A 25,681-nucleotide genomic window follows, 5' to 3' on the forward strand; every position below is an offset into this window, starting at 1 on the left:
CCGTCGGCGTGACCGCGAACGTGACCCTCAAACCGGTGAATGCCCGCCTTGCCGACGAACTGGAAGTAGCCGAACGACAGGTCGCGGCGGCCGTCGCGCTGCTCGACGAGGGGGCGACGGTTCCGTTCATCGCCCGCTACCGCAAAGAGGTCACTGGCAGCCTTGACGACGGGCAGCTGCGCACCCTGGAAGAGCGGCTGCGCTACCTGCGTGAGCTGGACGACCGTCGGGCCGCGGTGCTGTCCTCGATCGAGGAGCAGGGCAAGCTCACCGACGAGCTGCGAAACGCGCTGCTATCGGCCGACACCAAGGCCCGCGTGGAGGACATCTACCTGCCCTACAAGCCCAAGCGTCGCACCAAGGCGCAGATCGCGCGTGAGGCCGGCCTGGAGCCGCTGGCTGACCGGCTGCTCGCCGACCCCGCACTCGACCCCCAGCAGCTCGCCTCTGAGTACACCGGCGAGGAAGTCGCCGACGCCGCGGCCGGACTGGAGGGTGCCCGCGCGATCCTGGTCGAACGTGCCGCCGAAGACGCCGAGCTGGTGGGTGCGGTCCGGGAGAAGTTCTGGTCAGCGGGCTCGCTGCGGACGATGCCGCGCTCCGAAGACGCAGCGAAAAGTGCTGCGGCACAAAAATTCCGGGACTACTTCGAATTCAGCGAAGCGCTGGAGACCATGCCGTCGCACCGGGTGCTGGCCGTGTTGCGTGGCGAGAAGGAAGATGCCTTGGCGCTGGCCTTCGACGGCGGCGACAACGAGCCGTACCAGGCGATGGTCGCCAAATCGCTGGGCGTGAACATGACCGCCTCTGGCCCGGCTACGCCCTGGCTGGCCGACACCGTCCGGTGGGCATGGGACACCCGGCTGGCGTTCTCCGCGGCAGTCGACGCCCGGATGCGGTTGCGCCAGCGTGCCGAGCAGGACGCGGTGGCGGTGTTCGCCAAGAATCTCAAAGACCTGTTGTTGGCGGCGCCGGCGGGCAACCGCACCACACTCGGCCTCGACCCGGGCTTTCGTACCGGGGTGAAGGTCGCCGTCGTCGACGGCACCGGCAAGGTCGTCGACACCTGCGCGATCTTCCCGCACCAACCGCAGAAGCAGTGGGACCAGGCCAAGGCTGCGTTGGCCGCACTGGTGGCCCGCCATGGTGTGGACCTGATCGCGGTCGGCAACGGCACCGCGTCGCGCGAGACCGACGCCCTGGCCGCCGAGTTGATCGCCGACCTCAAGAGTGCCGGCGCCCCTACACCGGTCAAGGCGATGGTCAGCGAGGCCGGCGCGTCGGTGTACTCGGCGTCGGCCTATGCCGCCCATGAGCTTCCCGACCTGGATGTCACGCTGCGCGGGGCGGTGTCGATCGCGCGGCGGCTGCAGGATCCGCTGGCCGAACTGGTCAAGATCGAACCGAAGTCGATCGGTGTCGGTCAGTACCAGCACGACGTGACACCGGGAACCCTGGCGCGCAGCCTCGATGCGGTGGTCGAGGACGCGGTGAACGCCGTGGGCGTCGACCTCAACACCGCCTCGGCCCCGCTGCTGGCCAAGGTGTCGGGGGTGTCGGAGTCGCTGGCCGAAGCGATCGTGGCGTACCGCGACCAGACCGGGCCGTTCCGCAGTCGGGCCGCCCTGCTCGACGTACCGCGGTTGGGCCCCAAGGCTTTCGAGCAGTGCGCCGGGTTCCTGCGCATTCGCGACGGCGATGATCCGCTGGATTCCTCGGGGGTGCATCCCGAGGCCTACCCGGTGGTCCGGCGCATCCTGGACCGCTCGGGCGTATCGCTGGCCGAGATCATCGGCGACGAGCGAGTGCTGCGGTCGCTGAAACCGGGTGACTTCGCCGACGACCGGTTCGGGGTCCCGACCGTGACCGACATCCTCGCCGAGCTGGAGAAGCCGGGACGCGACCCGCGGCCGGCATTCTCCACGGCGACGTTCGCCGCGGGCGTCGAGAAGGTGGCCGACCTCAAGGTGGGCATGGTCCTGGAAGGTGTGGTCACCAATGTCGCGGCCTTTGGCGCTTTCGTTGACGTCGGGGTGCACCAGGACGGTCTGGTGCACGTCTCGGCCATGGCGGACCGCTTCGTCTCCGACCCGCATGAGGTGGTGAAATCCGGTCAGGTCGTGAAGGTCAAGGTGCTCGAGGTCGACGTCGATCGGCAGCGGATCGGCCTGAGTCTGCGACTCAAAGACGATCCGAAGGCGGGCGGCAGCGCCAAATCGGCCCCCCGGCGCGACACCGGCAAGCAGAATCGGGGCGGGCAGCGCGACGGCGGTTCCGGCCGGAGCCGCGACAGTGGCCGCCCCAGCGGGTCGATGGCCGACGCGCTGCGTAACGCCGGTTTCGGGAGGTAGGTACGGATGGGCGCGGTAGGCACTGATGTGGCGCAGACGTTCGCCGACATCGTCGGAGCAGGCGCACTGCTTACCGGTGAGCAGATCGGCCCGGACTATGCCCATGACGAGGCGCTGGTCGGAACCCCGGTGATGCCGAGCTACGTTGCCCGCCCGCAGAGCGCCGAGCAGGTTGCGGCGCTGCTGGCCGCGGCAACCGAGGCGAAAGTCCCGGTGACGGCTCGCGGTTCGGGCACCGGCATGTCGGCCGGCGCGCGGCCGTGTCCCGACGGACTGCTGATCTCCTTTGAACGGATGAACGCGATCCTGGAGATCGACACCGACAATCAGGTTGCGGTGGTGCAGCCCGGCGTCACATTGGCCGACCTCGACACCGCGACGGCCGAGGCGGGGCTGATGTACACCGTCTTCCCCGGGGAACTGTCGGCCAGTGTCGGCGGCAACGTCGGTACCAACGCCGGCGGTATGCGCGCAGTCAAATACGGGGTGACGCGGCACAACGTGCTCGGCCTGCAGGCAGCGTTGCCCACTGGCGAGCTGATCCGCACCGGCGGGCGAATCACCAAGCTGTCCACCGGATATGACCTGACCCAGCTGATCATCGGGTCGGAGGGCACCTGCGCGCTGGCCACCGAGGTCACCGTGCGGCTCTACCCGCGGCTCGGGCATTCCGCCACGTTGTTGGCGCCGTTCTGCGATCTGCCCGCGGTGATGCGCGCGGTGCCGGCGGTGGTGCGGAGTGGGGTGGATCCGGTGATCCTGGAATACGTCGACAAGCTCACCCTGGCCGCGATCAGTTACTCGCAGAACCTGAACCTGGGCATCCCCGATGCGGTGCGGGAGACCGCCGAGGCCTACCTAGTGGTGGGGGTGGAGAACCGTGACCGTGAGCGCCTCGACGACGACGTGGCCATGCTGGGCGAGCTGCTAGCCGCACTCGGCGCCGACGATGTCTATGTGCTGGAGGGCAATTCAGCGCATGCCCTGATCGAGGCCCGTGAGAAGGCGTTCTGGACGGCCAAGGCCGCCGGCGCCCACGACGTGATCGACGTGGTGGTCCCGCGCTCCGAGATGCACCAATTTCTCACCAAGGCACAAGGACTCGCCCAGTCCGCCGGTGCCGGAGTGGTCGGCTGCGGACACGCCGGTGACGGCAACGTCCACCTGGCGGTGTTCTGCGCCGACGACGAGGTCCGCCACCGGCTGCTGCACGAGATCTTCGCGGCTGCGATGGACCTCGGTGGCGCCATCTCCGGTGAGCACGGTCTGGGACGGGTCAAGACGCAGCATTTCCTGGACCTGGAGGACCCGGTCAAGATCGCCCTGATGCGCCGGATCAAGGATGCCTTCGACCCCGCCGGGATCCTCAATCCAGGCGTGCTTCTATAGGCAGCAGTTCGCGCGCACGCCGCATACTTCGGTGCCCGTCAAGAAAGGCAGCCACATGACTAACGGAGCACAGGCCCTGATCGCCACTTTGGTCGACAGCGGGGTGCAGGTCTGCTTCGCCAACCCCGGTACCTCCGAGATGCACTTCGTGGCCGCTTTGGACTCGGTGCCGCAGATGCGCGGAGTGCTCTGCTTGTTCGAAGGCGTGGTGACCGGTGCCGCTGACGGGTACGCCCGGGTGGCTGCAAAGCCGGCTGCCACCCTGCTGCACCTGGGGCCCGGCCTGGGTAATGGCCTGGCCAACCTGCACAACGCCCGCCGCGCGCACGTGCCGGTAGTCAACGTCATCGGTGATCACGCCACCTACCACAAGAAGTACGACGCACCGCTGGAATCCGACATCGAGCCCCTGACCGACTGGACTCACGGCTGGGTGCGCCGCACCAACTCCGGTGACGACGTCGGGCGCGACGCCGCCGAAGCGGTCGCGGAGTCGATGGCCAGCCCGGCGCAGGTGGCCAACCTGATTCTGCCCGCCGACATCTCCTGGGAAGACGGGGCGCAGGCGGCCGGACCGGTCGACCCGGTCCCCGCGTCGGCTCCCGACGCACAGGCCGTCGCCGACATCGCCGCCGTGCTTGGCAGCGGCGAGCCGGTCGCGATCCTGATCGGCGGGCCCGCCGTCGCCGATGTACGCGCATTGGAGGCCACTGACCGGATCGTCGCGGCAACCGGGGCCCGTGCTCTGGTCGAGACGTTCCCGGCCCGGCTCGTCCGCGGGGCAGGGGTCCCGGCGATCGACCGGCTTGGTTACCTGGCCGAGCAGGCCGCGTTCCAACTCGACGGCATCAAGCACCTGGTGGTGGCCGGCACCCGGGCTCCGGTGTCGTTCTTCGCCTACCCCGGCAAGGCCAGCGACCTGGTTCCCGAGGGCTGCGTCGTGCACAACCTGGCCGGCCTGGAGACCGACGTGGTGGCCGCTCTCGAGCAGCTGGCCGAAGCGGTGGCCGCCGGGGTGCAGCCGCGTCCCGCGCCTGCGGCCCGCCCGGAGCTTCCGACCGGTCAGCTCACCCCGCAGAACTGGGTGCAGGTGATCGGGGCGCTACTGCCCGACAACGCGATCATCTCCGATGAGTCCAACACCTCGGGGCTGATGCTGCCCGCGGCCACCGCGGGCGCACCCCGCCACGACGTGCTCACGCTCACCGGCGGGGCGATCGGGCAGGGACTGCCGGTCGCGCTGGGGGCTGCCGTCGCCGCACCCGACCGGCCGGTGATCGCGCTGCAGGCCGACGGCAGTGCGGCCTACACCATCTCCGCGCTGTGGACGATGGCGCGCGAGAACCTCAACGTGACCACGGTGCTGATCAACAACAGCTCGTATGCGATCCTGCGGTTGGAGCTGGCCCGGGTGGGCGCCGAGGGTGGTGGCCCGAAAGCAAACGACCTACTCGACCTGTCGCGGCCGAACATGGACTTCGCGAAGATCGCCGAGGGGTTCGGGGTGCCGGCCACCGTGGTCACTACCTGCGAGGAACTCGCCGAACAGTTCCGCCGTGCCGTCGCAGAACCGGGGCCGCACCTGATCGATGCGCGGATCCCGACCCTGTTCTGAGCGCGCCGGCCCTAGTTGACGCTCTGGCCGGCCGTGAGCCGGCTCGCCACGAATGTCGCGGCCTCAACGGTCTTGCCGTCCTGCACGTACATCAGGTGCGGGACGACGCTTCCGCTGTCTTCGCAGTAGATGTCGCCCGTCAGACAGAAGTCGATGGTTTTCGGGCGGTAGGACGAGGCGAGGACCGGCAGCGGGCCGCCCCACAACGAGGTCGAGTACGGGCTTGACGGCGGGCCGAACAGTGCCACCGCCACCACATGGTTGGCCACCGGCGCCGGCAGCGCATTGCTGGACATCGCGATGACGCTGGCGCCTTGGGAGTAGCCGCCGAGCACGAGCTTGGTCTTGGGGCAGTTGGCGACCGTGGCCTGAATGTGGGCGGTGGCGTCAGACTCACCGAGCACCGCGCTGTTGCGGTAGTCCGTGCTCGCCGGGTACTCGACCGGGTAGACGTTCACGGTGAGGCCTGCCAGCTGCTCCTGCAAGGAGCCGACGAACGCATCACCGACGTCACCGAGCCCGACGGGCTGGCCGGAGCCGCGGGCGAATATGACTTCGGCGTCCGGGCAAGGCTCTGCGGTTGCGCTGGGCAGGCCCACCGGCGCGGCCACCATGGTTCCGGTGAACATCGCCGCGGCCGCGAAGGTGCGAACAGTGTTACGCAAATTCATCCCTAAATGCTGACATGTCTCGCTCGCCACTGACCTGCGGGTTACGAATCAGCAAACCGCAAAGTCGGCCGAACGGAGCGAAAACGGAGGTTAAAGGCGGTTTGCCGCGTACGCGGCGCCCTCGTCCGCGATGCCGTCATAGGCGCCGGGAGCGTGTGCGGAGAAGTTCAGTCCCTCGGAGCAGACCGGGTCCTCGGGCGCACACAGCTGGATGGTCTTGGCGGTGTATGCCGGGCCGATGACCAAGGGCGGTTGGCCGAGGAAATTCATCGCCCGGTCGTTCGGGGTTCCGAAGAGCACCACGGCGGCGACGTGGTCAGCCACTTCCGGGGGCATCGGCCGTGGTATATCGACCCCTTCCACCCCGTCCGGGATGACGCTGGCGGTCGAGAAGCCCATCACCGCGGCGCCCTGCGAGAAGCCGCCGAGCACCATCTTTGTCTTGGGGCAATTCGCCGCCGTGGCCTCGATGTGGGCGGTGGCGTCACGGATGCCCTGAATGCCGGTCGGCCAGTCGTTGGTGGCCGGGTAGTCGATGGCGTAGACGTCCATCGGCCGCTCGGGAAGTCGGTTCCGGAGCGAGTTCACAAATGCTTGCCCGGTCTCGCCCAGACCGACTTCCTCGCCAGTGCCTCTAGCAAACAAAACTTGGACATCCGGACAGGGGTCTGCGAAGGCAGCGGGAGGGGTGGCGACGGTGCTGTGCAGCAGCCAAGTCAGGGCCAGAACAACACCGAGGGAGCGAAGGATCCGTCGTGGGTTCACCGGTACATGGTGGCATAAGAAGCGCCTCGTGTGCAGCAGACACCCCAGGCAGTGAACATATTCGGCGGTTGCTGACCGTCGTCGTGCGACATGCTGAGTAGTTCATATCGAGGATCTGAGTCACAACTGAGATCGGGCCGGAAGCGGCCTTCAGTTACCGGGCGATGTCCGTCGGGTGTCCTCGGCGTAACGGCTGGCGATCGCGTATCCAGCAAACCTTGGAGGCGCCCGCGGCCGCGAGTGCGAGCAGCTGAATCCCCAGGACCGACGCGATCAGCGCGCCGACCGACACGTCGTAGAGCCAACCGGTGAGCACCCCGCCGATCGCGGCCGCTGCGCCCAGCCCGGCGGCGAACACGCCGAAGGCGCTGGCTCGACGCCCCGGCGGCACCAAATCGGCAACCACCGCACGCAGCGTCGACTCCTGAATGCCCACCGCGGCACCCCACAGCAGCGCTCCGGTCACCGCCGCGGCGACGCTGCCGGCGAAGGCGAACATTGCCACCGCAGCCGACAGGATCGGCAGAGCGAACACGACCTTGCCGCCGAACCGGTCGTAGCACCACCCCGAGACGAGGGCCGCCACCGCGTCGGCGCCCATGGCTGCTGCGTACAGCACCGGCACCGCCGCGGCCGGCAGCAAGCCCTGAGTGACCAGGTGAAATGACACCAAACCGAAGGTCGTGAAACCGGTCATGGTGAGCGCGACGAACCCGCAGTACCGCCAAAACGCTGCGGGCAGCCGCCCGACGGCGTCGGCCGGGTGTGCTGGAACCGCGCCGGGTTCCTCGCGCTCATAGTCCCGGGGCTCGGGCACGCGCAGGCGCAGCCAGACCAGCAGCGCCAGCGTTGCGGCACCGGGCAACGCCAGCACTCCCAGCGCTGGGGCGTAGTCACCGCCGGTGAGCGCCAGGACCCCGGCCACCGTCAACGGGCCGATCACCGCCCCGACCTGGTCGAGTGCCTCGTGCACGGCGAATCCCCGGCCACGGCCGATGGCGCTGGTTGCGTGCGACAACAAGGTGTCCTTGGCGGGGCTGCGGACCGCCTTGCCGACCCTTTCGGCGATCACCAAGGCACAGGCAACCCAGAGCGTGCCGGCAACACCGAGCAGAGGCACCGTGAGCACCGTCAGGGCGTATCCGGCAATCGTCCAGGCCCAGAAGCGCCGTGTCCGATCGGCGAGCGGCCCGGACACCAGTCGCAGGCCCAGCGCGGCGGCCTCGCCGATTCCGGTCACCGTCCCGACCACCAGGCCGGTGGCGCCGAATGACGCCAGCAGCGGCCCGGTGATGGAACGGGCGCCCTCATAGACGAAGTCGGCCAGCAGACTGACGGTGCCGAACACCGCGACGAATCGCCAGGCGCTCAACGTCGGGCGGGAGGCACCGTGGCTCGGCGCTCGCATGCGATCAGATGCTAGACGTCTGCGGCAGCCCTTGACGTGACTTCTCCGGCGCACCAACGGCGCTGCAATGCGGGGTATATCGAACATCCATCGGTAAAATTACCTAGACCGGTGTGCTCTGACCGCCGGATGACACCGTGGATGGGACAGCATGGCGCAAGAGACAGGCCCCGCGTTGGGGATGTCCGTCGGGGCAACCACATTGGCGGCGGTCACCGCCGATCGCGCGATCACCCGTCGGCCCGTGCTGACGCTGTTCCGGGATCGGCCATCCCAAATCGGCATGCCCTCGGAGAACTCCGCCGTGAGTTCGGAATTGCACGACCGCGGCCTCGTAGTCACCGATTTCGTGGATCGCGTCGGCGGCGGCGGGCCGGTGGTGGCGAGCGACGGATCTACCCACCGGCCCGAGCAACTGCTCGCAGATGGGTTGCATGCGTTGGCGTACGCGGTCACCGAGGGGCGTCCGATCCCGCCGGCGGTAGCGGTCACCTATCCCGCGCACTGGTCACGTGACGCCGTTAGCGCGCTGCGCACCGCGCTGGGGCGGGTTTCGGAGTGGGCGCAGCATCCGGTGTCGCTGATCTCTGACACGACGGCAGCTTTGACTGCGCTGCAAGCGAATCCGGGCCTACCCGATCACGGGATCATCGCGGTGTGTGACTTCGGGGGGAGCGGAACCAACATCACCCTCGTTGACGCGGAACGCGGTTTCGAACCGATCGGCGCCACCCGGCGCAGCACGGTCTTTTCCGGCGATGTGATCGACCAGGCGCTGCTGGATCACGTGGTCGCCGATCTGGGTGGCAACGGCGACGGGCCTCCGACAGTGGGGTCGCTGACCCGGCTGCGCAGCCAGTGCCGTGACGCCAAGGAGCAGCTGTCGTCTGAGACGGTGGCCGAACTCGCGGGATTCCACGGCGGGGTTTGGCTGACCCGGGTAGAACTCGACGAGGCCTTGCGCCAGCCGCTCGAGGGCTTTTACACCGTGTTGCAGAACACCTTGGACGACAACGAGATTGTTCCCGATTCGCTGTCGGCGATCGTGTCGGTCGGCGGCGGGGCGAACATGCCGACGGTCACGACCGGCCTGTCGCAACGCTTCGGGGTCGCCGTAATCAGCTCGCCACGACCACAGTTGACGGCGGCCATCGGCGCCGCGCTGAGCGTTGCCGGCAATGTGGTGGCCATCCCGAAGAAGGCACCGCCGCCGGTGGCGCCGCCGCAGTTCCCGGAGTCGGCGCCGCCGCCGGAGCACGCTCCGCCACCGGTGCCTGAAAGCGTCCCGGAGGCGGGGCTGCAACCGTTGGTGACGCCACCGCCACCGCCACCTCCAGCGCGCCCGGCGCCCGCCGCGCCGCGCCAGCCCGTCGCACCAGAACCCGAGGAGATCGGCGGCCAAGGTGGTGTGGAGTGGTACCGGCGGCCGGTCCCGGTGGTGATCTTGGCTGCTCTGGTCGCGATGTTGCTGGGCACGGTTGCCGTGCTGGTGCTGCGGCATGCGGCCGACACCGGACCGGGCCCGAGCGAGCTGACGACGGTGTCGTCGACGACAACCACCACCGCACCGTCACCGACGTTCGAGCCGCCCCCGGCGTTCGCGCCCAGCCCCGAACCCATTGCGCCGAGCCTGCCCGAGCTTCCCGAGAGCTCGGCGCCGGAATCCACTGAGAGTCCCGTCAGCCCCTAGCGCTGCTTGGCTAGAACGATCAGCGCCAGCGGAATCTGCACCTGCTGGGGGTTGCTCGCGAGCCGGGCGGCGACGCCGGCTTCGAGGTGACGCACGAAGTCGGCCGCGCGCGGATCGTCGGTGCCGCCGGCCAATGCGGAGGCCAGCGTGGGGAAGATGGCGGCGCTGACGAAGGCGGCCCAATGGGTGCCGAGCGCGACCGCGTCGCCGTCGAGCAGGTATCGGTCCCAGAACCGGTCCTCGGCGTCGAACACCTCCAGCCGCTCGATCGTCAGCGACTCGAACCGCCCCGCGGGGGCGAACGGCGCACGAAGTTCCTTCTCGCTGCGGCCGAGCACCGGAATCGACATGCGGGCCACCTCATCTCGAGTCAGTGTGCCGGCGTGGACCTGCTCGTCAAGAACCGCCACGATCGCATCGAGCAGCGGCCGGTAGCCCGATCGGCCGGCGGCGTCGACGGCGGCGGTCAACACCAGCAGCTTGCCGCCCGGACTCAACTCCCGGCCGCGGAACGCCACGAAGTCATGCCAGTCCTGGGCGGCCTGGCGGGTATAGGCGCGCCGGGCGGCGTCGTCGTCACTGTGCTCGACATGGACGTGGTCGGCGAACTCGGGCAGCTCCCCGGCGGGCCGGCGCAGCCACATGGTCGACCAGGACGTCCAGCCCAGGTTGACGCTCTGCGAGGGCAGAATCTGGCTGTAGAACGACCGGCCTATCGCCGAGGGGAAGCTGGCGGTGTCCTTGCGGGCATAGCTGTCGGGATCGTCAGCCAGCGTGGTGAACAGCGCGGTGAAGTCGTTGTCCGGCAGGTCGGTATGGACAACCAACACGGCATGGTCGGTCCGGGTTCGCCGTCGGAACGCCGTGATGGCGGCACCGATCGGCAGCAGTGAGTTGTAGCCGGTGGCGGCGCCATAATCTGCGACGACGATCGGTCGCGGCGCGGCGGGCAGTGGAACCGTCGCCGCGAGCTCGGCGAAAACACCGGTCGCGTGGGCCAGTCCGGCCGCCTGCAACCGGCTCGAGGGAGCGCCGCCGGACTCGGGGCGGACCACGATGCTCGACTCTGGCATGGCACCTCCGACCCCGGCGAAACCGTCATCGATATCCACCACTGACGGTAGCGGTATCGGCGATCCGTGGCACACTTCCGTAAGTGGGCGCACAGCGGGCGACCGGACGCATTCCGATCGTGGTGGCAGCCGGCCTGATGACCATTGGGGTGATCGGCTTCGTGGTTGCGCTGATTCTCAACGTCTTTGTGCTCGACCGCTACGACGCCTACGGCGAAGTGCCGATCCCGGGCTCGGGCCGGGTGCATCTGCCGGCGGGCGAGGTGACGGTGAGTCTGCACACCCGTGTCATCTCAAGTCCCACCGGCGGCGGACTGCCGGTCCCGCCGATCAGCGTGACGGTGACATCACCGGACGGCGTGCCCGATCCCGAGTTCGAGGAAAGCGTCGGGATGACCACCACGGTCAACAACGACACCCGGCGGCGGCTGTGGCGGATATACGTGGCCGAGGACGGCGACTACCAGATCGTCACCGACGGGCAGGTCGGCGCCTATATCGCCCCGCGGCTGGCCTTCGGCAAGCCCGCCGGCCACTCGACGCTGCTGTGGGTGTTTCCGGTGATCTTCGTACTGGGGCTCGTGGATCTGATCGCAGGCCGGCTGTTGGCGGCCCGCCGTCGCCGCCCGTCGGTGGAGACGGTCGGCACGGGAACGGAATTGAGCCACGACCGGTTCGTTCCCGAGGGCGAAGGAATCCGGATCGAGCAGCTCAAAACGATAACGGCGCTGCGTGATTCGGGAGCGCTGACCGAGCAGGAGTTCGCCGAAGAGAAGCGCCGGATCCTGCGCGGGCACTGACCTCAGTGACGCTCAGTGGCCGGGTTGGATGGGCCTCTTCCTCCTCGCGCTCGTTCCTCGCGCGCATCGTCAGTGGCCGGGCTGGATGGGCCTCTTCCTCCTCGCGCTCGTTCCTCGCGCGCATCGTCAGTGGCCGCGCGCCACCCACTCGTCGTAGTGGACCAGTTCGTCACCGATACGCGTGCTGTCGCCGTGCCCGGTGTAGACGACGGTGTCGGCCGGTAGTTCGCCGAGCCGCCCGGAGATCGACGCCAAGATCGTCGGGAAGTCCGAGAACGAGCGGCCGGTGGCCCCCGGGCCGCCGCAGAACAGGGTGTCGCCGCTGAACACCGCGCCCAGGTCCGGTGCATGCCAGCACACCGATCCCGGCGAGTGGCCTGGGGTGTGCAGCGCCCGCAGTTCCAAGCCCCCGACGGTGAGCGTGTCGCCGTCGGCTACCGCCCGAAAGTCGCTGTCCGGGTGCGTCATCTGCCACAGCATGTCGTCGCCGGGGTGCAGCAGCACCGGTGCGTCGAGCGCTCGGCCCAGCTCCGGTGCCACCGTGATGTGGTCGTTGTGGCCATGCGTGCACACCACCGCGACCACGTTGCGCCCGCCGACGGCTTCGATGATCGGGGCGGCGTCATGGGCCGCGTCGAAGACCACCACATCGGAATCGTCACCGACGATCCAGATGTTGTTGTCGACTTCCCAACTGCCGCCGTCGAGTTCGAATGTGCCGTGGGTGATGACCCGCTGAATCGGACCGGCGGAGGTCATAGCACCACGACCGACCGCAGTACCTCGCCGCCGTGCATGCGTCCGAACGCCTTCTCGACATCGTTCAGCCCGATGCGTTCGGAGACGAACTTGTCCAGCGGAAGCCGGCCCTGCAGGTAAAGGCTGATCAGGGTGGGGAAGTCGCGCTCGGGCAGGCAGTCGCCGTACCACGAGGACTTCAGCGAACCGCCGCGGGAGAAGAAGTCGATCAGCGGCATCTCGAGCTGCATGTCCGGGGTCGGAACTCCCACCAGCACAACGGTTCCGGCCAGGTCGCGTGCGTAGAACGCCTGCTTCCAGGTCTCCGGACGCCCGACCGCGTCGATCACCACATCGGCACCGAAACCGTCGGTGAGATCCTGGATGGTCTCCACCGGGTCGAGCTCGCGGGCATTGATGGTGTGGGTGGCGCCGAATTCACGCGCCCAGTTCAGCTTGGTGTTGTCGGTATCGACCGCGATGATGCGCCGGGCACCAACTAGGGCCGCGCCGGCGATCGCGGCATCGCCCACACCGCCGCACCCGATCACCGCGACAGTGTCATCGCGGGTGACGCCGCCGGTGTTGATCGCGGCGCCCAGACCGGCCATCACGCCGCAGCCCAACAGCCCGGCCACTGCGGGGTCAGCGCTGGGATCGACCTTGGTGCACTGACCTTCGTGAACCAGGGTCTTGTCGGCGAACGCCCCGATGCCCAGCGCCGGGGTGAGCTCGGTGCCGTCGGTCAGCGTCATCGGAACCGAGGCGTTGAAGGTGTCGAAGCACAGATGCGGACGACCGCGCTTGCAGGCGCGGCACTGTCCGCACACCGCACGCCAGTTCAGGATCACAAAGTCGCCGGGAGCGACCGCGGTGACCGCCGATCCCACCGACTCGACCGTGCCGGAGGCCTCGTGGCCCAGCAGGAACGGGTAGCTGTCGTTGATACCGCCGTCGCGGTAGGTCAGGTCGGTGTGGCATACCCCGCAGGCGGTGATGGCGACGACGACGTCGTTGGCACCGGGTTCGGGAATGACGATCTCGGTCACCTCGACCGGCTTGCCCTTTTCACGGGAGATCACCCCGCGCACTGTCTGACTCATGGGGTCACCTTATGTTGCCGGTGTGGCGTCCGATGCGCTGGCTTGCGTGGCCGGCACGCCCGGGGCCGGGGTGCGGGTATCGGCACGCAGGAAACTCCCGGTGCGTTGCCTTCCGAGCACACTGGTGGGCTGACCGTCGAGGATCACCGCTTGGCCGGAGATGAACACGGCGCTGACGGCTTCGTCGTTGCGGTTGACCATGCGTGACATCCCGCCGTACTGGTCGAAGGACTCCTCGGCGTAGGCGTCGAGGGTGTCGTCGAGATGCGCGGGGTCGATGACCACCACGTCGGCGCGGTCCCCGACGCGCAGGTGACCGGCGTCGACCCGGTACCAGTCGGCGAGTTCACCGGTCAGCCGATGCACCGCCTGCTCGACCGACAAGAACGCCTGCCCGGACTGCTGGGCGTCTAGGACGTGGCGCAGCAACCGCAGGCCCATGTTGTAGAACGCCATGTTGCGCAGGTGCGCGCCCGCGTCCGAGAACCCCATCTGGATGCCGGGTTCGGCCGCGAGTGTCTTGAGCACCTCGGGCCGGTCGTTGGAGATCGTGGTGTGCCAGCGCAGGGCGGTCCCGTGCTCGAGGACGAGATCGAGGAAGGCATCGACGGGATGCACTCCGCCACGCTCGATTCCGACCTGCCCGAAGGACTTTCCGATCACCGAGGCGTCCGGGCAGGCGACGATCTCGGCGTCGAAGAAGTCGCGGTGCCAGACCCGCGGCCCGTACTTGTTTTCGTAGTCCTTGCGGAAGCGTCGCCGGTAGGCCTCGTCCCGCATCAACTTGTCACGCTCGAGCGACTCGCGCAGATGCAGTGCCTCGGCGCCCGAGCCGAACTCTTCGAAGATCACCAGATCGATGCCGTCGGCGTACACCTCGAACGGCACCGGCAGGTGCTGCCAGCGGAAATTGGCGCCCAACTTATTGAGCAGGCGCGACGTCTTGATGATGGTCGGAATCGCCAGACGGTTGCTCTTGACGTCGGCGGCGGCCAGCAGGGTGGTTTTGAGCGGCCGGCGGAATATCCCCAGGGCCTGGGCCAGCTGAGACACCACATCGAACGGGTTCTTGACGTCCGGGCCGGCTTGCAGGATCCGCCCACTGCGGCGCAGTTTCGACTTGAGCCGGCGCAATTCCCTGGGCTTGGCGTACGTGGACGGCAGCGTGCGCGAGCGGCAGACTTCACCGTCCATCTTGTCGAAAAGCAGCTGCTGGGAAGACATTCCGACGAAGCCCGCCTGCAATGCCTCGTCCAGCATCTGTTCCATGCGGGCCTGCTCGGCCGCCGTGGGCCGCTCATCGGAGCGGGTGGCGCGGTCCAAGCCCATGGTCGCGGCGCGCATGTCGGAATGTCCGATGAGCGCTGTCACATTGGGGCCGAGCGGCAGCTTCTCCAGGCTGGCGATGTAGTCCTCACAACTCGACCAGGTCTTGTGCGCATCGATGGTGTCGACCACGTACTGGCGCGGGATTGCCTCCACCCGGCCGAACAGGTCGCCGGCGTCCTGGCCGTCGACGTGGATGGTGGACAGCGAGCACGAGCCCACCAGCACCGTGGTCACGCCGTGCCGCACCGACTCCGACAGCGAGGGCGCGAGGAGGATCTCGACGTCGTAGTGCGTGTGGATGTCGAGCAGCCCGGGCATCACCCATTTGCCGGACGCGTCGATCACCCGGTCGCAGCCCGACTCGTCGAGTGGTTCGGCCGAGATGGCGGCGATGTGTCCGTCGCGGATACCGATATTGCGGATCGCCGACGGCGCCCCGGTGCCGTCGAACCACCGGCCGCCACGGATCACGGTGTCAAAGCTCACGGGTATTCCTTTCCGCCGAATGCCGTTCCAGCATGTCTCGCCAGCCGGGCGAAGTCTTGACATCTGCGGACATTTCTTTGATATTTGCGGACATGTCGGTGGTGCGCGGCACCGCGCTGTCGGGATACCCGGAGCTGGTCACCGAGCTCGGCGGTGATCCCGGGGCATTGCTGCTGGCCGCCGGGGTACCGGACGGGTCCGTCGGAGCCCACGACATCTTCGTGCCGTACCGCGCGGTGATCCTGGCCGTTGAATCCGCGGCGACCGCGACCGGCTGCCCGGATTTCGGGCGCCGCCTGGCCCTACGCCAAGACATCGGCAACTTCGGGCCGCTGGGTGTGGCCGCACGCACCGCGGCCACCGTCGGCGGCGGATTCTCGATCGTGGAGCGGTTCTTGTCCGCCTACAGCCCGGCGATCTCGGCGCGCATCATCCCGGGGGCCCGAGCAGGCGAATCGTTCTATGCGTTCGAGGTGCTCATCGAACGGTCCCCGCCGCATCCGCAGACCACCGAGCTGTCGCTGGGGGTGTCGCTGGGGATCATGCGGATGATGTTCGACGCCCCGTATGCGCCGCTGTCGGTGCACCTTCCGCACGAGGCGCTCACCCCGGTGCGCGACTATCTGGCCTACTTCGGTTGCCGGCCTTACTTCGCGCAGCCGGTCGCCGGGTTCACCTTCCGCACCGTCGATCTGGACCGCCCCCTACATCGCGACGATCAAGCCCATCAGGCGATGGTGCGCTATCTCAGTGGCATCACCGCCGAGTCGCCGGGCATCGCTGGGTCGGTCCGCGCGATGGCGCGCCAGCTGTTGCCCACCGGCGCCGTGAGCTTGGAGCTGATCGCCGGTCAGCTCGGCCTGCACCCCAAGACGCTGCATCGGCGGCTGGCCGTCGAGGGGACTACGTTTGCGGCCCTGGTCGACGGCGTCCGCCGCGATGCCGCCCATCGCTACCTGCGTGACACCGACATCAGCCTGGCGCACCTGACCCGCGAACTCGGTTACGCCGAGCAGAGCGTGCTCAGCCGGTCCTGTCAGCGCTGGTTCGGGTGCAGTGCGACCAGTCACCGCAAGGCGGTCCGTGCCCCCGGCCGTCATTAGGCTGACTGCCGATGTCTGCCGCACAAGCCCCGGTCCCCCTTGCCGCCCTCGACGACTGGCCGGTCGGTCACGTGGCCGCCGCCGTGATCGGCCCGAACGGGGTGCTGGCCACCCACGGCGATACCGCCCGACCGTTCTACCTCGCGTCGGTGACCAAGCCCCTGGTGGCGCGGGCGGTGCAGGTCGCGGTGGAGGAGGGGGCCGTCGAACTCGACACCCCGGCCGGGCCGCCGGGTGCCACGGTGCGACATCTGCTCGCGCACGCGTCCGGGCTCGCGCCGGACTCCGATCGCGTCCTGGCCAAGCCCGGCACGCGGCGGGTCTACTCCAATCACGGCTTCGCCGTGCTGGCCGAGGCCTTGCAGCAGGCGTCCGGGATCGAATTCGGCCGCTACCTCGCCGAGGCGGTGTTCGAGCCGCTGGGCATGACGGACAGTCGGCTGGACGGGGGAGCGCCGGCGGCCGGTTTCGGTGGTACCTCGACCGTCGCGGACCTGGCCGCTTTCGCCGGCGACCTGCTGACCCCGGTCACGGTGTCGCCGGAGCTGCACGCCGAGGCCACCCGTGTGCAGTTTCCCGGCCTGGACGGTGTGCTGCCCGGCTACGGGCCGCAGCGGCCGAACGACTGGGGGCTGGGCTTCGAGATTCGGGACGGCAAGACACCGCACTGGACCGGTCGGGACAACTCCCCGCGGACGTTCGGCCATTTCGGCCAGTCGGGCACTCTGATCTGGGCTGATCCGGCCATCGAGCGGGCGCTGGTGGTGCTCACCGACCGCGACTTCGGCGACTGGGTCACCGGCCGGTGGCCGGAGCTGGCCGACGCCGTGGTGGCTGCGTACAGCCGGGACTAGCCAACAGGCGTCACACAAGGCACAATAGACACATACAACACTGAATACACTCCAGTTTCTGCAGCAACACTGCTCAAATTCGGTCCCACCAGGTCGTTGGGGAAGACGTCCCTCGTGGATCCGAAGGAGCAACTGATGCGCGCGACGAATCAATTCGCCGACGTGACCAGCGGCGTGGTGTACATCCACGCCTCGCCCGCGGCGGTGTGCCCGCATGTCGAGTGGGCACTGACCTCGGCTTTGGGTGCCCGAAACGGCCAGGCGAAGCTCAACTGGACGCCGCAACCGGCCATGCCGGGACAGCTGCGAGCCGTGGTCAACTGGGTCGGGCCGGTGGGAACCGGCGCCCAGCTGGCCAGTGCGCTGCGCTCCTGGTCGGTGCTGCGGTTCGAAGTCACCGAAGACCCCAGCGCCGGAGTCGACGGCCAGCGGTTCAGCCACACCCCGCAGCTCGGCCTGTGGAGCGGGACGATGAGCGCCAACGGCGACGTGATGGTCGGGGAGAACCGCCTGCGCACGCTGATGGCGGCCGGCGCCGACGCGCTGGCCGCCGAGCTGGAGACGGTGCTCGGCACGGCCTGGGATGAAGCGCTGGAGGCCTACCGCGACGGCGGTGAAGGCGCGGAGGTGTCCTGGCTCAGCCGCGGTGTGGGCTGATTTCCTCCCGCTTGTGGGGGACTGCGGGTTAGGGGCGGCGCAGGATCTGCAGCGCGCCCGGTACCGCTGACACCGTCACGGGTAGCGGGGCGACGTAGTCGCCGTCGGCGTAGGCGTTGATTCCGGGGCACTCCACCCGGATCGACTTCGCCCGCCGGGTGCTCACCTCGTCGAGCAGCACATGGGTGCCCTTGAACACGGTGGGGAACAGGCGGATCAGCTTGGTCCGCGAGCCCGAGTGCACCATGGTGACGTCCAGCAGGCCGTCGGCGTGATCGGCACCCGGGCAGATCAGCATGCCGCCGCCGTAGCTGCGGGTATTGCCGAACGCCGCCAGCGTCAGCTCGATATCCAGCGGCTCGTCGTCGTCGAAGGTCAGCCGGAATGGCAGCAGGCGCAGCTTGGACATCTCCGCGACCATGGCGACGTTGTAGCGCATCCGGCCGTGCGGCCAGCGCATCCGGTTGACGCGGTCGCTCACCAGCGAATCGAAACCGGCCGCCATCACGGTGCCGAACCAGGACACCGCGCCGCCGTCTTCGACGATGCGGCCCAGATCGATTGTCTCGGTCTGGCCTTCGGCGACGACGTCGGCGGCCGCCTCGGGATCGCCGGTGGGCAAACCGTATTCGCGGGCGTGGTCGTTGCCGGTGCCGGCCGGGATGATCCCCAGCGGCACGTCGCCGAGCGCCAGTGACTGCAGCGCCAGTGAGATGACGCCGTCGCCGCCGGCTACCACCACGGCGTCCGTTCCGGCGGCCAGCGCCTCATCGAGCAGCTGTCGTGCGTGGTGAGCGTCGGAGCCGACGATGTGGTTGACGCTGACCCCGCGCTGCTGGAACCGCGCCAGCGCCCGCTCGGCGGCATGCCGGGCATTACCGTGCCCGGCGGCCGGGTTGGTCAGCAGCGTGATCCGTTTGATCGGACGCGACGTCATGGAATCAGTTTGCCGGGGTTGAGGATTCCGGCCGGGTCCAGCGTGGCCTTGACCGCTCGCAACACCTGCACACCCAGCTCGCCCACCTCTTCGCCCATCCACGGCCGATGATCGGCCCCGACCGCGTGGTGGTGGGTGATGGTTCCGCCTGCCCGCATGATCGCATCGCCGGCAGCGACTTTCGCGGCCTGCCACTGTTCGATGGGATTGCCGCGCTGACCCGCCACCACGGTGAAGTACAGCGATGCCCCGGTCGGGTAGACGTGCGAGATGTGGCACAACACCAGTGCGGGCGTCCCGCTGTCGCCCAGCGCGGTGGTCAGCGCCTCGGTGACCGCTGTCTTGAGCGTGGGAACGCGCGCCCAGTCGGTGGCGGTCTCCAGCGTTTCGCACAGCGCCCCGGCGGCCAGCAGCGAATCGCGCAGGTAGGGCGCGGAGAATCGACCGTGCTCCCAGGCCCGCGCCGGTTCCTCGCCCAGCGACGTGCCGCCGTGCGCGGCCAGCACCGCCCGGGTCTCGGCATGCCGGCTTTCGGTGTGCTCGGCGGTGCCCTCGAACAGCGTGATCGCCAGGCAGCCCCCGGTGATCTGTTGCTCGCCGATCTGCTCGGTGGTGGCCAGGTTCACGCCCGTCTCGGCTTCGTCGGACAGTCGGATGACGGTCGGTCCGGCACCGGTCTGCGTGACCGCGCGCAGTGCCGCTGCGCCGGTGGCGAAGTCGGGGAACGACCAGGCCTCATAGCGGGTGGTTGCCGGCACCGGGTGAACACGCACCCGCACCCGGGTGATGACGCCGAACACGCCTTCGGACCCCAGCAACAGCTGGCGCAGGTCCGGCCCGGCGGCCGAGGCCGGGGCGCGGCCCAGGTCAAGCACGCCGGCCGGGGTGATCATCCGCAGGCCGCGGACCATGTCGTCGAAGCGGCCATAGCCGGCCGAGTCCTGTCCCGAGGACCGGGTGGCGGCGAAGCCGCCGAGGGTGGCGAACTGGAAGCTCTGCGGAAAGTGGCCCAGCGAGAAGCCGCGCTCACCGAGCAGTCGCTCGGCCTGCGGTCCGGTGACCCCGGCGCCGAATTCCGCCTCGCCGGAGACCTCGTCGAGGTTCAGCAGTTCGTCGAACCGGCGCAAGTCCAGGCACACCACCGCCGCGAATTCGCCGCGGATCGGGTCGAGCCCGCCGACGACGCTGGTGCCCCCGCCGAACGGAACCACCGCGATGGCCTGCCGGCTGCAGTAGCTCAAGATCTCCGCGACTTGGTCGTCAGTTCCGGGCAGCAGCACCGCGTCGGGCGCATCCTGGGTGCCGGAATCATTGCGCCGCAGCAGATCCAGGGTGGACTTGCCCCCGGCGTGCAGTAGCCGGGCGGTGTGATCGGTGCGGCAGAAATCATCGCCCACGATCGCCGCCAACGCTGCGTGGTCGGCGTCGGTCAGCGTCGACGGCGTGAGCGACACCTGGCTGGGGTCGCGCTCCGGGGCGCTTGTGCCGTCCACTCCCAGGGCTGCCTTGAGCAGTTGGCGGATGCCGTCGCTCAACGGCTTGGCCGCGGCCGGATCGCCCCAGGCGTTCCACTTCATCGGCGGGTTCAAAGGGTCCTGGGCATCGACCTGCGTCATGCGTTACAGTATTACACATGCTGTCAACTAGTAATGACGAGCAGGTGGAGGTCGGGGAGCGCATCCTCGATGCCGCCGCGAGCTGCCTGCTCGCATTGGGAATGGAGCGGGTGACCCTGGCGGCCATCGCGCGCCGCGCCGGAGTGAGTCGCCCAACGGTGTACCGGCGGTGGCCGGACAGCCGCTCGGTGATCGCCGCACTGCTGACCTCGCGGATCACCGCGGCCTGGACCGAACTCGGGCAACCGGGAACCGGGCGTGAGGCGCTGGTGACGCGGATAGTCGCGGTGGCGGCGCGGCTGCGCCACGACGAGGTGGTGATGCAGGTGCTGCATCACGCTCCCGATCTGGCGATGGTCTACATCGCCCAGCGGATGGGGGCCAGCCAGCGGCGACTGATCGATCTGGTGGCCGGCGAACTCGGCGGCGCCCAGGCCGCAGGCAGCGTGCGAGCCGGCGACCCGCGTGAACTGGCCGCGATGTGCCTGCTGATCACCCAATCGGCCATTCAGTCCGCGCAAGTCGTCGCGTCGATCCTCGACGAGGACGCGCTCTCCACCGAACTGGCCTACACACTGAACAGGTACCTCTCCTGATGCCCGATACTGCTGCGCTCAACTCCGCCCGCCGCACCGCCGAACTGACCGCACTGGCCGACGGCGCGCCCGTTGACGTCATCGTGATCGGCGCGGGCATCACCGGCGCCGGCATCGCCCTGGACGCGGCCACCCGCGGCCTGCGGGTGGTGTGTGTGGACAAGCAAGACCTGGCGTTCGGCACCAGCCGGTGGAGTTCCAAGCTGGTGCATGGCGGACTGCGCTACCTGGCGACCGGCAATGTGGGCATTGCGCGGCGCAGCGCCATCGAGCGCGGAATCCTGATGACCCGCACCGCACCTCACCTGGTGCGGGCGATGCCGCAACTGGTCCCGCTGTTGGGATCGATGCCGCGACGGGATCGGGCCCTGGTACGCACCGGGTTTCTCGCCGGCGACGCCCTGCGCAGGTTGGCCGGCACATCGGCGACGGTGTTGCCCCGCTCGCGACGGGTCTCCGCCGAACACGCCGTGCAGTTGGCGCCGACCGTGCGCCGCGACGGCCTCGACGGTGGCCTGTTGGCCTACGACGGGCAATTGATCGACGACGCCCGCCTGGTCACGGCGGTCGCTCGAACCGCGGCCCAGCACGGCGCGACGATCCTGACCTATGTGGCGGCATCGCACGCCACCGGGGACACGGTACGGCTGACCGACGAGATCTCGGGTGCGTCGTTCGACGTCACCGCGCGGGCGGTGATCAACGCGACCGGAGTCTGGGCCGCTGACATCGACGCGGCACTACGGCTACGCCCTAGCCGCGGAACGCACCTGGTGTTCGACGCGGCCGCCTTCGGCAATCCGACCGCCGCGCTGACCGTGCCGATCCCCGGTGAGCTCAACCGGTTCGTGTTCGCCATGCCCGAGCAGCTCGGCCGGGTGTATCTGGGACTTACCGACGAAGAGGCGCCCGGGCCGATTCCCGATGTGCCGCAACCCACCTCGGCGGAGATCTCGTTCCTGTTGGAGACCGTCAACACCGCGTTGGGCACCGCGCTGAGCACCGCCGACGTCCGCGGCGCCTACGCCGGGCTGCGGCCGCTGATCGACACCGGAGAAGGCCGCACCGCGGACGTCTCACGCAATCACGCCGTCGTCGAATCGGAGACCGGGGTGTTCAGCGTGATCGGCGGAAAGCTGACCGAGTACCGGCACATGGCCGAAGACGTGCTGGACCGGGCCGTGCGCCTGCGAGCGTTACCGGCCGCGCCGTGTCGCACGCGGGACTTGCCGTTGATCGGTGCACCCGGCAACCAGGGGTCGCGCCTTCCGCTGACTGCTGCCCTGCCCGAGTCGCTGGTGCTGCGCTATGGCGGGGAGGCGGCCAATGTGTTGGCCGCCGCCACCTGTGATCGGCCCACCGCGGCGGTGGCCGAGGGCATCGACGTGATCCGTGCCGAGTTCGAGTACGCGGTCAGTCACGAAAATGCGCTGACCGTGGAGGACATCGTGGATCGCCGGACCCGGATCGGACTGGTGGCCGAAGACCGCGACCGCGTCGTGCAGGTGGCACGCGAATTTCTCGCGGCTGCGGATTGAGCCGGCTCATAACGGAACCAGCTCGTATCGACTAAGCTGGCTCGCTATGGGAGCCCAGGAGCCCGCGCCCGCCACCCGAGTGGGTCGAAGCCCGGGACGCCTCGACCGGTCTCGCGATCCCGCCATCCTCGATGCGGCGCTTCGGGGTGTGGCCGAGATGGGCTATGACCGGTTGAGCATGGACGACATCGCGGCCCGCGCCGGTGTCGGCAAGGCCGCGATCTATCGGCGTTGGCCGTCGAAAGAGGTGGTGGTGGCCGACGCGATCGCGCACTGGCGCAGACGGCAGGGACCGGTCGAGCCGCCCAACACCGGTAGCCTGCGCGGTGACATCGACGCGCTGGTTGCCGCGGCACCCGAGTTCGACGAATCGGGAATGGAAACAATGAAAGTCGTTGTCGGAGTCGCGACGGCGGCGATGCACAATCCGGTCCTGGCGGCAGCGCTGGACGATCTGGTGCTCGACCCGCCGCGCCATGTGGTCCGAGTGCTGCTCGATCAGGCGCGGGCGCGCGGTGAGATCCCGGCCGGTCGCGATCTCAGCCTGATCCCCGATGTGGCGTTGGGCCTCAATGTGCTGCGCGTGATGACCGGCCGCCCCGTCGACCGCGTCTTTGTGCGGCGCGTCCTGGAGGACGTCATCCTCCCGCTCGCCGGCAATTCATCTCCGTAGCCGGTTGCACCGAGCGTCGGCGCGTGCCACATTGGATTAGACGGAACTAATTAGTTCCGTCTATGTCGGAGGTGGGGATGACTGACAATCGGGTCCCGGTACTGGTCGTGGGCGCAGGTGCGGGCGGTCTGAGCACTTCAGCACTGTTGGCCAAACACGACGTGCACTCGCTCGTGATCGAGAAGCGCCGCGAGACCTTCATCTACCCGAAAGCCCGCAACCTGAGCTTCCGCAGCCTGGAGATCCTGCGCGGCCTGGGCCTGGCGGACCAGGTGCACGCGGTGGCCGAAGGTGTGTCGGCCATGCTCACCAAAGCCTCGCTCACCAGCACCCAGGTGCGGCAGGCCTTTGACGTCGACGCGATCTTCGCACCGTTCGCTAGTGCGAGCCCGGAGCCGTCCGCACAGTACTGCCCACAAAGCGCACTGGAACCGATGTTGTTGGAACACATCCGCGGGCGCGGCAGTGAGGTTCGCTACGGGACCGAGTTGTGCTCCTTCGAGCAGGACGACACCGGGGTCACCGCTGTCGTGCGCAACCTCGACACCGGCAGCGCCGAAGTGCTGCGCGCCGACTACCTGATCGCCGCAGACGGTGTGCGCAGCCCGGCTCGCGACGCGCTCGGCATACCGACGTCTGGACACGGGGCGTTGCCGATCTATGTCGTATTCATCTACTTCCGCGGCCCCTGGCGGCAATTCGTTCCGCAACTCGGTGAGGGTGACGCTATTCAGGTGGCCAACGACGATGTGGACGGCATCTTTCTGCCGGTCCGCGACGACTTCGGCATGTTCATCACCACCTATCTGCCCGGCCAGGGCGAGAGCGCTGAACAGTTCACCGCCGATCGCTGCCGCCAACTACTCACCCGGGCGATCGGCGAGCACATCGACATCGAGATCGTCGAGGTGACGCCGTGGCAGCCCTACGAGCGCGTTGCCGACCAGTTCCGCTGCGGCAGGGTGTTTCTCGTCGGAGACTCGGCTCACGCCATGCCGCCGTTCAAGGCCGGCGGCGCGAACTGTGCGATCCAGGGCGCGCACAATCTGGCCTGGAAGCTGGCAGCCGTACTGGCGGGGAAGGCCGATCCTTTGTTGCTGGACACCTACCACGTCGAACGGCACCCGGTGGGGCGGTTCAGCGCCCGCCAATCGCTGACCGGGCCGGTGCTGCCGTTGTTGCGACTCGACGACACCGGTCCGGGTCTCTCGCCGGGCGAGGAGGCGCCGATGTTCGCCCTGCTGATCGGCTACCGGTATCACTCGGCCGCGGTGGTCACCGATGAGCCGCCGCCATGCGATCCGAGTGCTGTCGCACTGGTGTCCGACCTGCGCGGACAGCCCGGCACGCGGGTCCCGCATGTGTGGCTGACGCATGGCGGACAACGGGTTTCGACTCTCGACCTGCTGGGATCGGGCTTCACGGTGCTGACCGGCCGGGACGGGCAGCGGTGGCGATCCGCCGCCACGCAGACCTCGAAGGCGTTGGGTATCGCGATGCCGGTGCACCGGATCGCCGATGAACAGTGGGCCCGCGCCACCGGGCTGGCGCCCGACGGCGCGGTGCTGGTCCGCCCCGATGACTTCGTGGGATGGCGCGCCGACGCGCTGCCGGCCGACCCCGACGCCGCGCTGCAGCGGGCGTTGTCGGCGATCCTCGCCCTCGGCGGAAGTCCTACAGATACCGGCGAACTCGGCTGCAGTAGTCGGCGTACTCGCGGCCGTAGTGCTCACGCATGAATGCTTCCTCGCGCAGCACCTGGCGGTTGAACAGCCAACCGCCGGCGAGCAGATAGATCAACGGAATCCAGCTCGGAAACACGAGGAACTGGCCGAGCAGCACCAGCCCGAACCCGACATAGATGGGGTTGCGGCTTAACGCGAACACGCCCGACGTCACCAGCTTGTCCGGGTTGTCGGTGTCGATGCCGACACGAAAGCTGCTGCCGAAGGCGGCCAGGCTCGACGCGAGGAACATCAGGCCGGCAAAACAGCAGGCGACTCCGGCCCACGAGATGGTCTCGGATTGCCAGAACCGCTCGGGGCCCACCAACGGCCATCCGAAGGCGCCGGCGAAGACCACGTAGAAGTAGACCAGCGCGAAGGGTGGAATCAGGAAGTCCTTGCGATCCGTGCTCCCGAAGTGCATGGCGTCGGTTCCATTGCGTCGCAGCATGATCAGACGGGCAACGACCACGATGGGGCAGAGCGCGAGCGCCAAGGCGGCGAGATATCCGGGCATCGGAATCCTTCCGGTTCCAAGCGGCCACAACTAATTCATCACACGATG

The 25,681-nt window shown here is 68.5% G+C and carries 22 protein-coding genes; 12 read left to right on the forward strand and 10 right to left on the reverse strand.

The genetic code is table 11. From position 1 onward, the window contains the following. Positions 1-8 precede the first annotated feature (8 nt). The 3 genes from ACKY0X_RS08395 to ACKY0X_RS08405 are packed head-to-tail and all read left to right on the forward strand — an operon-like array spanning position 9 to position 5,355. Positions 9-2,351 (forward strand): Tex family protein, encoded by a 2,343-nt coding sequence (locus ACKY0X_RS08395; RefSeq protein WP_409429061.1) that lies wholly within the window; start codon positions 9-11, stop codon positions 2,349-2,351. 6 nt (positions 2,352-2,357) lie between these two features. After that, complete coding sequence (locus ACKY0X_RS08400) at positions 2,358-3,740, forward strand: FAD-binding oxidoreductase (protein ID WP_409429062.1); 1,383 nt, start codon at positions 2,358-2,360, stop codon at positions 3,738-3,740. A 55-nt stretch (positions 3,741-3,795) separates the two neighbouring features. Further along, complete coding sequence (locus ACKY0X_RS08405) at positions 3,796-5,355, forward strand: acetolactate synthase large subunit (RefSeq protein WP_409429063.1); 1,560 nt, start codon at positions 3,796-3,798, stop codon at positions 5,353-5,355. A gap of 11 nt (positions 5,356-5,366) precedes the next feature. Here ACKY0X_RS08405 and ACKY0X_RS08410 read toward each other — a convergent pair whose 3' ends face one another. The 3 genes from ACKY0X_RS08410 to ACKY0X_RS08420 all read right to left on the reverse strand — a co-directional run bounded on the left by ACKY0X_RS08410 (position 5,367) and on the right by ACKY0X_RS08420 (position 8,199). Beyond that, positions 5,367-6,026: a cutinase family protein gene (locus ACKY0X_RS08410; RefSeq protein WP_409429064.1), complete on the reverse strand. Its 660-nt coding sequence runs from the start codon at positions 6,024-6,026 to the stop codon at positions 5,367-5,369. Between the two features lie 90 nt (positions 6,027-6,116). Further along, positions 6,117-6,791, reverse strand: coding sequence for a cutinase family protein (locus ACKY0X_RS08415; protein ID WP_065040572.1), 675 nt, complete (start codon positions 6,789-6,791; stop codon positions 6,117-6,119). A gap of 154 nt (positions 6,792-6,945) precedes the next feature. Next, positions 6,946-8,199 (reverse strand): MFS transporter, encoded by a 1,254-nt coding sequence (locus ACKY0X_RS08420; protein WP_409429065.1) that lies wholly within the window; start codon positions 8,197-8,199, stop codon positions 6,946-6,948. Between the two features lie 151 nt (positions 8,200-8,350). Here ACKY0X_RS08420 and ACKY0X_RS08425 point away from each other — a divergent pair, with 151 nt between their 5' ends. Further along, entirely contained in the window at positions 8,351-9,889 is a 1,539-nt protein-coding gene (locus ACKY0X_RS08425; protein ID WP_409429066.1) for an Hsp70 family protein, read from the forward strand. Here the strand turns inward: ACKY0X_RS08425 and ACKY0X_RS08430 are convergent. After that, positions 9,886-10,962, reverse strand: coding sequence for an SAM-dependent methyltransferase (locus ACKY0X_RS08430; RefSeq protein ID WP_409429067.1), 1,077 nt, complete (start codon positions 10,960-10,962; stop codon positions 9,886-9,888). The genes ACKY0X_RS08425 and ACKY0X_RS08430 overlap by 4 nt on opposite strands. A gap of 83 nt (positions 10,963-11,045) precedes the next feature. Here ACKY0X_RS08430 and ACKY0X_RS08435 point away from each other — a divergent pair, with 83 nt between their 5' ends. Continuing rightward, positions 11,046-11,762: an SHOCT domain-containing protein gene (locus ACKY0X_RS08435; protein WP_409429068.1), complete on the forward strand. Its 717-nt coding sequence runs from the start codon at positions 11,046-11,048 to the stop codon at positions 11,760-11,762. Positions 11,763-11,888: 126 nt separating this feature from the next. Here the strand turns inward: ACKY0X_RS08435 and ACKY0X_RS08440 are convergent, their stop codons facing one another. Genes ACKY0X_RS08440 through ACKY0X_RS08450 form a run of 3 tightly spaced genes read right to left on the reverse strand, consistent with a single transcriptional unit; the run spans position 11,889 to position 15,418 of the window. Then, the gene (locus ACKY0X_RS08440) at positions 11,889-12,521 is read right to left on the reverse strand and encodes an MBL fold metallo-hydrolase (protein WP_409429069.1); all 633 of its coding nucleotides are present in this window, start codon (positions 12,519-12,521) and stop codon (positions 11,889-11,891) included. Then, a complete protein-coding gene (locus ACKY0X_RS08445; RefSeq protein ID WP_409429070.1) occupies positions 12,518-13,603 on the reverse strand; it encodes an S-(hydroxymethyl)mycothiol dehydrogenase in 1,086 nt (361 codons plus the stop codon). The genes ACKY0X_RS08440 and ACKY0X_RS08445 overlap by 4 nt, the downstream gene beginning before the upstream one ends. Positions 13,604-13,612: 9 nt before the next feature. Then, complete coding sequence (locus tag ACKY0X_RS08450) at positions 13,613-15,418, reverse strand: N-acyl-D-amino-acid deacylase family protein (RefSeq protein WP_409429071.1); 1,806 nt, start codon at positions 15,416-15,418, stop codon at positions 13,613-13,615. 92 nt (positions 15,419-15,510) lie between these two features. Between ACKY0X_RS08450 and ACKY0X_RS08455 the strand changes: the two genes are divergently transcribed. The 3 genes from ACKY0X_RS08455 to ACKY0X_RS08465 all read left to right on the forward strand — a co-directional run bounded on the left by ACKY0X_RS08455 (position 15,511) and on the right by ACKY0X_RS08465 (position 18,032). Continuing rightward, positions 15,511-16,521, forward strand: coding sequence for an AraC family transcriptional regulator (locus ACKY0X_RS08455; RefSeq protein WP_409429072.1), 1,011 nt, complete (start codon positions 15,511-15,513; stop codon positions 16,519-16,521). 11 nt (positions 16,522-16,532) lie between these two features. Next, entirely contained in the window at positions 16,533-17,375 is an 843-nt protein-coding gene (locus ACKY0X_RS08460) for a serine hydrolase domain-containing protein (protein ID WP_409429073.1), read from the forward strand. Between the two features lie 135 nt (positions 17,376-17,510). Further along, positions 17,511-18,032, forward strand: coding sequence for a DUF3145 domain-containing protein (locus tag ACKY0X_RS08465; RefSeq protein WP_065040603.1), 522 nt, complete (start codon positions 17,511-17,513; stop codon positions 18,030-18,032). A 28-nt stretch (positions 18,033-18,060) separates the two neighbouring features. Here the strand turns inward: ACKY0X_RS08465 and ACKY0X_RS08470 are convergent, their stop codons facing one another. Continuing rightward, positions 18,061-18,969, reverse strand: coding sequence for a diacylglycerol kinase (locus ACKY0X_RS08470; RefSeq protein WP_409429074.1), 909 nt, complete (start codon positions 18,967-18,969; stop codon positions 18,061-18,063). Further along, positions 18,966-20,546, reverse strand: a complete 1,581-nt coding sequence (locus tag ACKY0X_RS08475) for an FAD-binding oxidoreductase (protein ID WP_409429555.1) — start codon at positions 20,544-20,546, stop codon at positions 18,966-18,968. Before ACKY0X_RS08475 ends, ACKY0X_RS08470 begins: the two co-directional genes overlap by 4 nt. 56 nt (positions 20,547-20,602) lie before the next feature. Between ACKY0X_RS08475 and ACKY0X_RS08480 the strand changes: the two genes are divergently transcribed. From ACKY0X_RS08480 to ACKY0X_RS08495, 4 genes are all read left to right on the forward strand, one after another. Further along, positions 20,603-21,181, forward strand: coding sequence for a TetR/AcrR family transcriptional regulator (locus ACKY0X_RS08480; protein WP_409429075.1), 579 nt, complete (start codon positions 20,603-20,605; stop codon positions 21,179-21,181). Continuing rightward, the gene (locus tag ACKY0X_RS08485) at positions 21,181-22,719 is read left to right on the forward strand and encodes an FAD-dependent oxidoreductase (RefSeq protein WP_409429076.1); all 1,539 of its coding nucleotides are present in this window, start codon (positions 21,181-21,183) and stop codon (positions 22,717-22,719) included. The genes ACKY0X_RS08480 and ACKY0X_RS08485 overlap by 1 nt, the downstream gene beginning before the upstream one ends. Positions 22,720-22,765: 46 nt before the next feature. Continuing rightward, positions 22,766-23,392 (forward strand): TetR/AcrR family transcriptional regulator, encoded by a 627-nt coding sequence (locus ACKY0X_RS08490; protein ID WP_409429077.1) that lies wholly within the window; start codon positions 22,766-22,768, stop codon positions 23,390-23,392. Positions 23,393-23,454: 62 nt separating this feature from the next. Further along, the gene (locus ACKY0X_RS08495) at positions 23,455-25,131 is read left to right on the forward strand and encodes an FAD-dependent monooxygenase (protein WP_409429078.1); all 1,677 of its coding nucleotides are present in this window, start codon (positions 23,455-23,457) and stop codon (positions 25,129-25,131) included. Here the strand turns inward: ACKY0X_RS08495 and ACKY0X_RS08500 are convergent. Next, on the reverse strand, positions 25,067-25,633 hold the full coding sequence (locus ACKY0X_RS08500; protein ID WP_409429079.1) for a methyltransferase family protein: 567 nt from the start codon (positions 25,631-25,633) through the stop codon (positions 25,067-25,069). The two genes, ACKY0X_RS08495 and ACKY0X_RS08500, sit on opposite strands and share 65 nt — an antisense overlap. Between the last annotated feature and the right edge of the window lie 48 nt (positions 25,634-25,681).

It is taken from the genome of Mycobacterium sp. SMC-11, assembly GCF_046250095.1.
Taxonomy (GTDB): Bacteria; Actinomycetota; Actinomycetes; order Mycobacteriales; family Mycobacteriaceae; genus Mycobacterium; species Mycobacterium heraklionense_A.

Coding starts and splice junctions, on each gene's coding strand:
- ACKY0X_RS08400 (WP_409429062.1), top strand. CDS start 2,358: ATGGGCGCGGTAGGCACTGATGTGGCGCAGACGTTCGCCGACATCGTC.
- ACKY0X_RS08405 (WP_409429063.1), top strand. CDS start 3,796: ATGACTAACGGAGCACAGGCCCTGATCGCCACTTTGGTCGACAGCGGG.
- ACKY0X_RS08410 (WP_409429064.1), bottom strand. CDS start 6,026: ATGAATTTGCGTAACACTGTTCGCACCTTCGCGGCCGCGGCGATGTTC.
- ACKY0X_RS08420 (WP_409429065.1), bottom strand. CDS start 8,199: ATGCGAGCGCCGAGCCACGGTGCCTCCCGCCCGACGTTGAGCGCCTGG.
- ACKY0X_RS08425 (WP_409429066.1), top strand. CDS start 8,351: ATGGCGCAAGAGACAGGCCCCGCGTTGGGGATGTCCGTCGGGGCAACC.
- ACKY0X_RS08430 (WP_409429067.1), bottom strand. CDS start 10,962: ATGCCAGAGTCGAGCATCGTGGTCCGCCCCGAGTCCGGCGGCGCTCCC.
- ACKY0X_RS08440 (WP_409429069.1), bottom strand. CDS start 12,521: ATGACCTCCGCCGGTCCGATTCAGCGGGTCATCACCCACGGCACATTC.
- ACKY0X_RS08445 (WP_409429070.1), bottom strand. CDS start 13,603: ATGAGTCAGACAGTGCGCGGGGTGATCTCCCGTGAAAAGGGCAAGCCG.
- ACKY0X_RS08455 (WP_409429072.1), top strand. CDS start 15,511: ATGTCGGTGGTGCGCGGCACCGCGCTGTCGGGATACCCGGAGCTGGTC.
- ACKY0X_RS08460 (WP_409429073.1), top strand. CDS start 16,533: ATGTCTGCCGCACAAGCCCCGGTCCCCCTTGCCGCCCTCGACGACTGG.
- ACKY0X_RS08465 (WP_065040603.1), top strand. CDS start 17,511: ATGCGCGCGACGAATCAATTCGCCGACGTGACCAGCGGCGTGGTGTAC.
- ACKY0X_RS08470 (WP_409429074.1), bottom strand. CDS start 18,969: ATGACGTCGCGTCCGATCAAACGGATCACGCTGCTGACCAACCCGGCC.
- ACKY0X_RS08475 (WP_409429555.1), bottom strand. CDS start 20,546: ATGAAGTGGAACGCCTGGGGCGATCCGGCCGCGGCCAAGCCGTTGAGC.
- ACKY0X_RS08480 (WP_409429075.1), top strand. CDS start 20,603: ATGCTGTCAACTAGTAATGACGAGCAGGTGGAGGTCGGGGAGCGCATC.
- ACKY0X_RS08485 (WP_409429076.1), top strand. CDS start 21,181: ATGCCCGATACTGCTGCGCTCAACTCCGCCCGCCGCACCGCCGAACTG.
- ACKY0X_RS08490 (WP_409429077.1), top strand. CDS start 22,766: ATGGGAGCCCAGGAGCCCGCGCCCGCCACCCGAGTGGGTCGAAGCCCG.
- ACKY0X_RS08495 (WP_409429078.1), top strand. CDS start 23,455: ATGTCGGAGGTGGGGATGACTGACAATCGGGTCCCGGTACTGGTCGTG.
- ACKY0X_RS08500 (WP_409429079.1), bottom strand. CDS start 25,633: ATGCCCGGATATCTCGCCGCCTTGGCGCTCGCGCTCTGCCCCATCGTG.